The following is a 10,556-nucleotide window of genomic DNA, read 5'->3' on the forward strand; positions in this document are numbered from 1 at the left end:
GACTGGACCCTCGTGAGCACCGCAGCACCAGCCCCCGCCGGATCCTCCCGACGGGGGCTGGTGCTCGTCGCCGTGGCGATCGTGCTGACCGGGTTCAACCTGCGGACGGCGGTCAACGGCGTCGGGCCGGTGCTGCAGGAGATCGAGGACGGCCTCGGCATCTCCTCGGGCGCCGCCGGCCTGATCACCACGATGCCGCTGCTGTGCTTCGCGGTCATCGGGTTCGCCGGTCCCCCGCTGGCCGCCCGGTTCCGCGACGGGCACGTGCTGGCCGCCGCCCTGCTGGTGATGGCGCTGGGCGTGGTCGGCCGGGCCGCGGCGCCGTCGTTCTGGCTGTTCCTGCTGGGCACCGTGGCCACCATGGTCGGCGGTGCGCTGGGCAACGTGCTGCTGCCGGGCATCGTCAAGCACTGGTTCCCCACCCGGACCGGGCTGCTGGTCGGCGCCTACAGCACCACCATGGCCGTCGGCGGTGCGGTGGCCAGCGTCTCGACCGCGCCGATCGCCGCCTCGGTGGGGGTCGACGGCTGGCGGTGGGCGCTGGGCGTGTGGGCGGTGTTCGCCGTCCTGGCCGTCGTCCCGTGGTTGCTGGTGCCGCGCCGGACGTCGGTGGGCGGGGCACCGCGCGGCGTCCGGCTGCGCCTGCTGGTGCGGTCTTCGCTGGCCTGGCAGCTGGCCGTGTTCTTCGGCCTGCAGGCGATGCAGGCCTACGTGATCGTCGGGTGGACGGCGCAGTACCTGCGCGACGAGGGCATGTCCGCGGCTGCCGCCGGCGTGCTGGTCGGGGTGAACGCGCTGATCGTGATCCCGCTGAACGCGCTGGTGCCGTCGGGTGCGGTGCGGCAGTCCTGGCAGCGGCCGATGCTGGTCGGCTTCATGGCCTGCTACCTGGTCGGCTGGACCGGGCTGCTGCTGTCGCCGCTGACCCTGACCTGGCTGTGGATGTCGATGCTCGGCATCGGGATGGGCACCTTCGCGATGGTGCTGTCGCTGCTCGGCCTGCGGGCGCGCACGCCGGAGACGGTGAACGCGCTGTCGACCGTGGTGCAGGGCTGGGGCTACGCGATCGCCGCGGCCGGCCCGGTGCTGGTCGGGCTGCTGCGCGGGCTGACCGGCGGCTACACCGGCATGTTCGTGCTGGTCTACGCCGGGGTGGCCGGGCTGTTCGTGACCGGATGGCTGGTCTGCGCCGACCGCCAGGTCGACGACGAGGTGCCGGGTCTGCAGACGTCCACGACGCCGACCGGGTCCCCCGCGGTCGAGGCGGCCGGCGTGGAGTCCCCGGTGGTGCTCGAACCCCGCGGCTGACCCGGGTTTCGGCTCAAGCCGGAACACAACTGTCCGATGAGGGGGCGACACCCCCACCGGACGGAGCCTGCATGACCACGACCGAGGCGACCGCCAGGGCCAGGACCGCCGTACGACCCACCGGGGTCGAGCGCAGCTTCGGGGCCGACGAGCTCATCGTCTCCAAGACCGACCGCCGCGGCGTCATCACCTACGCCAACGACGTCTTCCTGCGCGTCGGCGCGTACTCCCTGGACGAGGTCATCGGGCAGCCGCACAACCTCATCCGGCACCCCGAGATGCCCCGCGCGGTGTTCCACCTGCTCTGGGACACCATCAGCCGCGGCCACGAGCTCTTCGCCTACATCAACAACCTGGCCGCCGACGGCGCCCACTACTGGGTGCTCGCCCACGTCACGCCCTCGGTCGACGAGCGCGGCACGATCGTCGGCTACCACTCCAACCGCCGCCGGCCCTCCCCCGGCGCCCTGGCCCAGATCCGCCCCCTCTACGCGGCCCTGCTCGCCGAGGAGCGCCGGCACTCCACCGCCAAGGCCGCCGTCACCGCCTCCGCCCAGCTCCTGGACCGGCTGGTGGCCGAGAAGGCCGCCGGCTACGAGGACATGATCTGGTCCATCATCGCCGCCCAGGAGAACTGACATGGCCCTGCACCGCCCCTCCCGCGGCCGCGACGACGCCGCCGAGCTCGCCGTCTACCGCGCCTTCGTCGCCCAGCTCACCGAGGACTGCGCCGCGGCCGCCCGCGGTGACCTCGAGGCCCGCAGCCGCCCGGTGCCCGGGTCCGCCGACATCCCCGCCCTCGTCGCCCTGGGCGACGGCGTCAACCGGGTCCTGGACGTCTCCGACGCCTTCGTCCGCGAGGCCAGCGCCTCCCTGACCTCGGCGTCCGAGGGCCGGTTCCACCGCAAGGTCCTGCTCACCGGCCTGCCCGGCTCCTTCAAGCGCAGCGCCGCCACCATCAACGCCGCCCGCGACGCCATGCGCGACTCCGCCGGCCGGGTGGACGCCGCCGCCGTCGCCCGCCTGGAGCTGGCCGACGAGTTCGAGTCCGTGGTGCTGTCGACCTCGGAGGGCGTGGCGACCGCGGCCACCGAGCTGTCGGCGACCGCCGCCGGGCTGACCGGGGCCGCCGGGGCCGCCAGCACCGAGGTGGGCGCCGCGCGCACCACCATCGACTCGCTGACCCGCTCGTCCCAGGAGATCCAGCAGGTCATCGCGCTGATCGAGACGGTGGCCGGGCAGACCCGGCTGCTGGCGCTCAACGCCACCATCGAGGCCGCCCGGGCCGGCGAGGCCGGGCGCGGCTTCGCGGTGGTCGCCAGCGAGGTCAAGGACCTCGCCGACCAGACCGGCCGGGCCACCGAGCAGGTCACCGAGCAGGTCGCGGCCATCCAGGCCTCCTGCGGGGACGTCGCGGCGGTGATGAGCTCGGTCGGGGACACCGTGCTGGCGATGACCGGGCTGGTGGAGGGGATCGCCGCCGCCGTCGACGGCTCGCACTCCCTCGGCGGGGTCACCGACCAGACCGGGCTGTCCCGGCTGGCCGAGCAGCTCAGCTCGGAGATGACCGGCTTCCTGGCCGCGATGCGGCACTGACCGCCGGCGCGGGATGAGGACCTCCTCATCCCGCGCTCACCGCGGTGCCACCGACGGGCCGCAGGGTCGGCCGGTGACCTCCTCGCTGCTCGCCCCCGCCGCCGGCCCGGACCTCACCTCCGCCTGGCCGGGGACGCTGCAGCTGCTGCTGGGCGAGGCGGCCGTGGACCTGTGGACGGCGGCCCTGGCACCGACCGGGGCGGCGCTGCGCGGGCTGCGGGCGACGTCGGTCTCGCTACGCACCGACGGCAGCGCGACGGTGCAGTACGCCGCGGCGCTCGAGGTCGCCGGCCGTCCCGCCCGGGACACCCTCGCCGCCACCACCGGCAGCCGGATCCCGCCCGGCGCCGCGGTGCTGGCCGGCGACGTCGACGGCGCCGAGACCCGGGTCGGCCTGTGGCGCTGGCCGCACGACCCCGCCCTGCCGGCACTGGCGAGGGCCACCTCGACCGCCGCGGTGGGCCGGTGGCTCGGCGCGGCCGACGCCGTCCTGCGGGTGCGGGCGTACCGGCCCGGCCGCCGGGCCGTGGTCGAGGTGACCGCCCCGGACCGGCGCTGGTTCCTCAAGGTGGTCCGGCCGGCCGAGGTCGCCGGCCTGCTGGCCCGGCACCGGGTGCTCGCCGGCGCGGTGCCCGCTCCCCCGGTGCTGACCGCCACCGACGACGGCGTCTTGGTCCTGCCGGCACTGCCGGGCACCCCGGCCCGCGCGCTGCTCGCCGACCCGACCGCCCGCCCGGCGGCGGCGACGCTGACCGCCCTGCTCGACCGGCTGCCCGGCGAGCTCCTCGCGCTGCCCCGGGTGCGCGGGCCGCTGGAGCGGGCCGGCGGGCACGCGGCGGTGCTGGCGCTGGTGCTGCCGCACCTGCGGCACCGGTGGGACCGGGTGGCCGGTCGGCTCGCCGACGCCGACCCGGGCACGCACCCGCTGGTGCCGGTGCACGGGGACCTCTACGAGGCCCAGCTGCTGGTGGACCGGGGCGAGGTCACCGGCCTGCTGGACGTCGACGGTGCCGGGGCCGGGCACCGCATCGACGACTGGGCCACCCTGCTGGGGCACATGGCGGTCGCCGGGGCGCACGGGTACCGCGCCGAGCTCGCCGCGGCCCTGCCGTGGGGGCCGGCGGAGCTGGCGCCGCGGGTCACGGCGGTCGTGCTGGGCCTGGCCACCGGGCCGTTCCGGGTGCAGCAGCGGGGGTGGCCGCGGGCGACCGAGGCCCGGCTGGCGCTGGTCGAGCAGCTGCTCGACGGGGCGTGAGAGAGGGCTCATCGAGCTCTCCCGGTGGCCTCACGGCGGCTGCGCAGAGTGGTCCCCGTCAGCATGACCACCGATCGAGGAGGACCCCCGTGAACCGCCCCGCCACCTGGAAGACCATCACCTTCGGCGTCGCCCTGACCGGCCTGGGCATCGCCGGTGCCGGCGTCGCCGTGGCCGACGACGACGCGCCGGCCACCCAGCCGACCTCGGTCTCCGACGTCCCCGCCGACGACACCCCCGGCGACGTCACCCCCGACACCGCGACCCCGGACACCGCGACGCCCGACGACAACACCCCGGACACCGCGACCCCCGACGACGACACCCCGGACGACGCCGACGACACCCCCGACGCCTGACCCAGCCGTGGGGATGGGCGACCGGCTCAGACCAACCGGTAGCCCATCCCGCGGACGGTCTCGATGCGGGCAGCACCCAGCTTCTTGCGCAGGTACCGGACGTAGACGTCGACCACGTTGCTGCCCGGGTCGAAGTCGTAGCCCCACACGTGGGACAGCAGCTGCTCGCGGGCCAGCACCTGGCCAGGGTGCCGCAGGAAGGTCTCGGCCAGCGCGAACTCCCGCGCCGACAGGTCCACCGTGCGACCACCGACGTGCGCCCGCCGGGTGCGCAGGTCCAGCGCGAGGTCGCCGACGGTGAGCACGGTCAGCTCGCCGCCCTGCCGGTCCGGGGCCAGCCGCAGCCGCACCCGGGCGAGCAGCTCCTCGAACCGGAACGGCTTGGGCATGTAGTCGTCGGCACCGCCCTCGAGCCCGGCGACGGTGTCGGTGACCGAGTCCCGGGCGGTGAGGACGACGACCGGGACGGCGCTGCCCTCCGACCGCAGCGCGCGCAGCACCGCGAAGCCGTCCAGCACCGGCAGCCCGATGTCCAGCACCACCAGGTCGTGGTCCCCGCTGCGGGCGGCGTCCAGCGCGGACAGCCCGTCGCCGACCACGGTGACGGTGAACCCGTTGGCCTTCAGGCCCTTCTCCACGAACGAGGCGATGCGCGGTTCGTCCTCGGCGACCAGGATCCGGCTCACGGGGTCTCTCCTCCAGCTCGTGGGTCGTCGGCGGTGGCCAGGGCGTCGTCCACCGTGCCGTCCGGGGTGTCGGCGGGCGGGGCCGGCCGGGCGGGCAGCACCAGGCTGAAGGTGGCGCCCTGGCCGGGCACCGAGTCCAGCGCCACCCGCCCACCGTGCGCGGCCGCGATGGCGGTGACGACGGCGAGGCCCAGCCCGGCGCCGTCGGTCCGCCGGGCGCCGGCCGACCCCCGGCCGAACCGGGCGAAGATCCGCTCGCGGTCGGCGTCGGACACCCCGGGGCCGGTGTCGGCGACCCAGAACCGCAGCTCGTCGCCGGTCCGACGGCTGCCGATGCCGATCCGGTCGCCGGGCTCGGTCACGTGGCAGGCGTTGTCGGCCAGCGCGACGACGGCCTGGGTCACCCGCTGCGGGTCCAGGACGGCGTCCAGCTCGGCCGCGGACTCCAGCACCCACTCCCGGTCGCCGAGCCGACGCACCTTGGAGACCACCTCGGCGGTGAGGGCGGCGATGTCGACCGGCTGCGGGCGGACGAAGGCCGGCTGCTCGGCCCGCGCCAGCAGCAGCAGGTCGGAGACGATGCGGTTCATCCGCTCGAGCTCGTCGTCGACCAGCGCGACGGTCTCCCGGACGTCGGCCGGGTCGGTCGGGTCGAGCACCTCGAGGTGGCCGCGGACGATGGTGATCGGCGTCCGCAGCTCGTGGCCGGCGTCGTCCAGGAACCGGCGCTGGGCGGCGACCCCGCCCTCGACCCGGTCGAGCATCGCGTTCACCGACCGGGCCAGGTCGGCCAGCTCGTCGCCGGGGCCCTCGGCCACCTCGATCCGGCCGGACAGGTCGGTCTCGGTGATGCCCTGGGCGGTCGCGGCGACGTCGCGCACCGGGCGCAGGATCCGCCCGGCGACGACCCACGCGCCCCCGGCGGCGGCCAGCGAGGTCAACCCGCCGACCAGCAGCATGAGGCGCGCGGTGTCGTCGGCGGGCTGCCGCTCCTCGTCGGCGAAGAAGGCGGCCACGACCACGCCGGTGGCCGGGTCGTCGGCCAGGCTGACCGGCACCGCGAGGTACAGCACCTCCCCGGCCCCGGAGGCGTAGGTGCCCGAGGTCGTGGTGGTCGCCGAGCTGACCAGCGCGGTGAACGCCGGGTCCTCGGCCAGGCGGACCGGGGCCTCGATCCGGCTCTGGAACCGGTAGGTGCCGTCGACGTAGCCGAGGAACTTCTCGTTGGGCCGGGCCTGGTTGTAGGTGATCACCGCCTGCAGGACGTCGGCGACGGAGGCGAACCCCTGGCCGGTGCCGGGGTCCAGCCCGTTGTCGACCAGGGCGCGGAACTCGGTCACCTCGGCGCGCAGGGACTCGGCCATCCGGGCGTCGGTCTGGGCGACCAGCAGCCGCCAGGTGACGAAGGTGACCGCGGCGAGGGACAGCAGGACCAGCAGCAGGACCCAGCCGATGATGCGGGTGCGCGCAGCACGGGGCGACCACCGTCGCCGACCCCGGCTGCCGCGGTCAGTCCTCACCGTCGTCGACACCGTCGTCCGGGTCGTCGTCGTCATCGTCGTCATCGTCCAGCGGCGGCGGGGGGACGACGTCGGTCGGCCCCGCAGTCCCGGTCGGCGAGCTGGTGACCGGGGCGGTGGGCGAGGGCACCGCGGTCGGCGCCGGCACGGAGATCGGGGCGGGGACCCGCCCGATGCCGGTGGCCGAGGGCTGCAGCGCCAGCCAGCCCACCCCGAGCAGCACCGCGCCCAGCGCGGTCACGAGGACCACGAGCAGGGCAGGCCGGGTGCGCACCGCCCCAGCGTGCCGCACGCTGGGGCGGCACCCGTGAGACACCGATGAGAGGACTCTCATGTCCAGCACCACCGACGCCGCCGTCCCGCTGCCCGGCGACCGCTCGATGCGGGCCACCGTCGTGCTGCCCGACAGCGAGGCGCCGGCGGGTGGCTGGCCCGGCGTGCTCGTGGTCCACGAGGTCTTCGGCGTGACCCCGGAGATCACCGCGGTCGCCACGATGTTCGCCGACCGGGGGTGGGTCGCCGTCGTCCCCGACCTGGTCAGCGCCGGGAGCCGGATGGCCTGCCTGCTGCGCACCGCCAAGGAGATGGTCGCCCGCCGCCCGGGCCCGGTCATCGACGACCTGGTCGCCGTCCAGCGGTGGCTCGCTGCGCGCGACGACGTCGCGGCCGACCGGACGACGGCGATCGGGTTCTGCATGGGTGGGCAGTTCGCCCTGCTGCTGGGCACGCTCGCGCCGGACGGGCTCGCCGCGGTCAGCGCCAACTACGGGCAGCCCCCGGCCGACGACGTCGACCTCACGCGGTGCCCGCCGGTGATCGCCAGCTACGGGGAGCGGGACCGGTCGCTGCCCGGCGCCGGCCCGGCGCTGCAGGCCCGGTTGACCGCCGCCGGGGTGGCCAACGAGGTGCACACCTACCCGGGGGCGGCGCACTCCTTCCTGACCGGTGACCACCGGCTGCTGGGCTTCGTGCCGCTGCCGGGCACCCGGTACACCGCGTCGGCGGCCGAGCAGGCCTGGCCGCGGATCTTCGCCTTCCTGGAGGAGCACACCGCCCCGCACGGGTGACACCCCCTCCAGATCGCGGCCCGGCGGCCGATGGATCCCCGAGGTGTGCACCGGGCACGCCGGAGGGAGCCGTCCGTCGTGGGCAGTGCGTGGGGTGCCGACCGCAGGATCCTGGCCGCCGGGATGGCGGCCACCGTGGTGGTCGGCTTCGTCGTCGCGGCCGCCGTCGACGCGCTGGCCGCCCCCGAGGTGGCCGTCGCCGAGGGCTACGGACCCGGTGACGGCCTCAGCCGCTGGGTGCTGGGCACTGCCGACCCGGTCGCGCTCGTCCCCGCCGCCGAGGCCACGCCCGGTGTGGTGAACGCCCAGCCGCTGTTCGACGGCGGGGTGCTGGTCGCCACCACCTCGGCCGACCCGACCGGTCTGGCCGCGATCCCCGGTGTGACCTCGGTCGAGCCGTCGGTGTCCGCCGAGCTGATGGCCGACCCGACCGACCCCTACTGGTCGGACTACGGCTACAACCTGGAGAACACCGGCACGAACTTCTACAACCAGACCGGGACGCGGGACGCCGACGTCGACGCCACCGCCGGGTGGGCCGCGACCACCGGCACCGGCGAGGTGGTGGCCGTGCTCGACTCCGGCTACGACCTCGACCACCCGGACATGTCCGGTGCCCTGTGGAGCAACCCGCTGGAGGCCTGCGGATCGGTCGACACCGACGGCAACGGACTGGCCGGGGACTGCAACGGCTGGGACTTCACCCGCAACGCGCCGATCACCGACGCGACCGAGAGCGGCTCGCACGGCGTGGCGGTCAGCGGTGTCGCCGCGGCGCGGGCAGGCAACGGGATCGGCTCGGCCGGCGTGGCCCCGGGGGCCAGCATCATGCCGCTGGTCATCGGGAGCGGATCGACGGTGGACGTCAACCTGGGCGCGCAGGCCATCCGGTACGCCGTGGACCACGGCGCCACGGTCATCAACGCCTCGTGGGGCGGGCCCACGCTGCTGCCGGCCCTGCAGTCGGCGGTGGCCTACGCCGGGGCGAACGACGTCCTGGTCGTGGCCGCGGCGGGCAACGACGCGGTCGACCGCGACGCCACGCCCATGTACCCGGCGTCGCTCCCCGACCCGGCGATCGTGTCGGTGGGCAGCTCGACCGCGGCCGACACGCTGTCCGCGTTCTCGGCCTGGGGTGCGACCTCGGTGGACCTCATGGCACCGGGCACGCTGGTCTTCCTGCCCTGGCCCGACGGCGGGTACCGGCTGGCGTCGGGCACGTCGTTCTCCGCCCCGGAGGTGGCCGCCGTCATCGCGCAGTACCGCAGCCTCATGCCCACGGCCACCGCGCAGGACATCAAGCAGGCGCTGCTGGCCGACGTCGACCCGATCCCGGGGTTCGTCGGCCGGTCGGTCTCCGGTGGCCGGCTCACGACGAACGGGCTGGCCGCGCTCGGCACCACCCAGGTGCGCTGGACCTACAGCTCGATGACCGGCGCACCGGGCCCGGTGCGCCCCGCCCTGACCACCAGCTCGAACCTGCCGACCGGCGACTACACCGCCGTGCTGGGTCTGGGGATGCGGGTGGACGGCCAGGTCTACGCCGTCGCCGGGCAGCCGCTGACCGTCGGCGGCTCGACCGTGGCCACCGACGACACCGGGACGGCGGCATTCCCGCTGGGCGCCCGCGGCCCGGCGTCGGGCGCCCTGGTCCTCTCCCCGACCACGACCCTGCTCGAGGGCCGCTACGTGCTCACCGTGCAGCTGCTGCTCGACGGTGACCCGTTCGGCCGCGCCTCGGCCGCCCCGCTCACGGTGGCGACGGCACCGACCCCGACCCCGACCGCAAGCCCGACCAGCGCCCCGACGACCGGCGGCCCGGCCCCCACGACGGCCGCGCCGCCGACCGGGACGTCGCCCGGCGGCAGCTCCCCCACCTCTGGACCCGGCGCGACCGGATCGCCCGCGCCCTCGGGCACGGCCGGCCCGAGCAGCACACCGGCCGCGCCCACCACACCGGGCAGCGGGTCCGCACCGACCACGGCTGCCGGACCGACATCGACCGCAGGTCCGACCGCCGCCCCGACGGCGGCACCCAGCACCACCCGCCCGGCCGTCCCGACGGCCACTGCACCCACCAGCGCCGGGCCGACGTCGACCACGACGCCGACCACCGGTGCTGGCCCGACCAGCAGCACCCCGGGCGCGGGTCCGACGAGCACGTCTCCCCGACCGACCACGACCGCGGCCCCGACCGCGGTGGGGACCGCCCCGCCCAGCGGCGGCACCGTCTACCCGGGTGTCGGGGACTTCCTGGTCACCTCGGTCAGCCCCGACCACGTGGACGTGGCCGGTGGCGCGCAGGTCACCGTGGTCGGCACGTTCCCGTCCCGGCCGACCGTGCTCGTCGGCTCCACCACGACGGCGACGGTGGTCTCCTCCAGCGCGACGCAGGTCGTGTTCACCGCGCCTGCGCGGGTGGCCGGCAGCTACACCCTGCTGCTGTCCACGTCGGACGGGAAGAGATCCCAGCTGACCGGCGCACTCACCTACGTCGCGGGCACGGCTGCGCCGACCACCGCGGCGCCGACCAGCACGTCCGCGCCGGCAACCCCGACGGTCGCCGTCCCCTCGCCGACCCCGTCGGGGCCGGTGATCGTCACCGGGCCGGGCGGGCAGCGCCTGGTCGGTACGGCGTTCTTCAGCTCCATCCCGGCCTCGGTGTGGACGGTCGACTGCTCGTCGTCCTGCTCCGGGACGCTGCTCTAGGTGTTGCTCGTCATGACGTTGGTGACGCCGGCGTGGAGGCGTGAGGCGGGTGGTCG

Annotated in this window: 10 protein-coding genes; 7 read left to right on the forward strand and 3 right to left on the reverse strand. The window is 75.7% G+C overall.

From position 1 onward, the window contains the following. The first annotated feature begins 12 nt into the window (after nt 1-12). The 5 genes from UXQ13_RS16820 (at nt 13) to UXQ13_RS16840 (ending at nt 4,518) form a co-directional block, all read left to right on the forward strand. Nucleotides 13-1,308 carry an MFS transporter gene (locus UXQ13_RS16820; protein ID WP_336392571.1) on the forward strand — a complete coding sequence of 432 codons (1,296 nt, stop codon included), beginning with the start codon at nt 13-15 and terminating at the stop codon, nt 1,306-1,308. 71 nt (nt 1,309-1,379) lie between these two features. Then, a complete protein-coding gene (locus tag UXQ13_RS16825) occupies nt 1,380-1,946 on the forward strand; it encodes a PAS domain-containing protein (RefSeq protein ID WP_225233231.1) in 567 nt (188 codons plus the stop codon). 340 nt (nt 1,947-2,286) lie between these two features. Then, the gene (locus UXQ13_RS23700) at nt 2,287-2,904 is read left to right on the forward strand and encodes a methyl-accepting chemotaxis protein (protein WP_225236031.1); all 618 of its coding nucleotides are present in this window, start codon (nt 2,287-2,289) and stop codon (nt 2,902-2,904) included. Nucleotides 2,905-2,977: 73 nt separating this feature from the next. Next, a complete protein-coding gene (locus UXQ13_RS16835; RefSeq protein WP_336392572.1) occupies nt 2,978-4,159 on the forward strand; it encodes an aminoglycoside phosphotransferase family protein in 1,182 nt (393 codons plus the stop codon). A gap of 89 nt (nt 4,160-4,248) precedes the next feature. Then, complete coding sequence (locus UXQ13_RS16840; protein WP_336392573.1) at nt 4,249-4,518, forward strand: hypothetical protein; 270 nt, start codon at nt 4,249-4,251, stop codon at nt 4,516-4,518. Nucleotides 4,519-4,544: 26 nt separating this feature from the next. Here UXQ13_RS16840 and UXQ13_RS16845 read toward each other — a convergent pair whose 3' ends face one another. From UXQ13_RS16845 to UXQ13_RS16855, 3 genes are read right to left on the reverse strand one after another with little or no spacing between them, the layout of a single operon-like run. Beyond that, nucleotides 4,545-5,204: a response regulator transcription factor gene (locus UXQ13_RS16845; RefSeq protein ID WP_336392574.1), complete on the reverse strand. Its 660-nt coding sequence runs from the start codon at nt 5,202-5,204 to the stop codon at nt 4,545-4,547. Further along, nucleotides 5,201-6,760 (reverse strand): sensor histidine kinase, encoded by a 1,560-nt coding sequence (locus tag UXQ13_RS16850; protein WP_225233235.1) that lies wholly within the window; start codon nt 6,758-6,760, stop codon nt 5,201-5,203. The genes UXQ13_RS16845 and UXQ13_RS16850 overlap by 4 nt, the downstream gene beginning before the upstream one ends. Beyond that, nucleotides 6,714-6,998 (reverse strand): hypothetical protein, encoded by a 285-nt coding sequence (locus tag UXQ13_RS16855; protein WP_225233236.1) that lies wholly within the window; start codon nt 6,996-6,998, stop codon nt 6,714-6,716. Before UXQ13_RS16855 ends, UXQ13_RS16850 begins: the two co-directional genes overlap by 47 nt. Nucleotides 6,999-7,056: 58 nt before the next feature. Between UXQ13_RS16855 and UXQ13_RS16860 the strand changes: the two genes are divergently transcribed. Then, nucleotides 7,057-7,791, forward strand: a complete 735-nt coding sequence (locus tag UXQ13_RS16860; protein ID WP_225233237.1) for a dienelactone hydrolase family protein — start codon at nt 7,057-7,059, stop codon at nt 7,789-7,791. A 78-nt stretch (nt 7,792-7,869) separates the two neighbouring features. Next, a complete protein-coding gene (locus UXQ13_RS16865) occupies nt 7,870-10,500 on the forward strand; it encodes a S8 family serine peptidase (protein WP_225233238.1) in 2,631 nt (876 codons plus the stop codon). The last annotated feature ends 56 nt before the right edge of the window (nt 10,501-10,556 follow it).

The sequence above is a fragment of the Klenkia terrae genome (assembly GCF_037083865.1).
In the GTDB taxonomy this organism is placed as follows: Bacteria; Actinomycetota; Actinomycetes; order Mycobacteriales; family Geodermatophilaceae; genus Klenkia; species Klenkia terrae.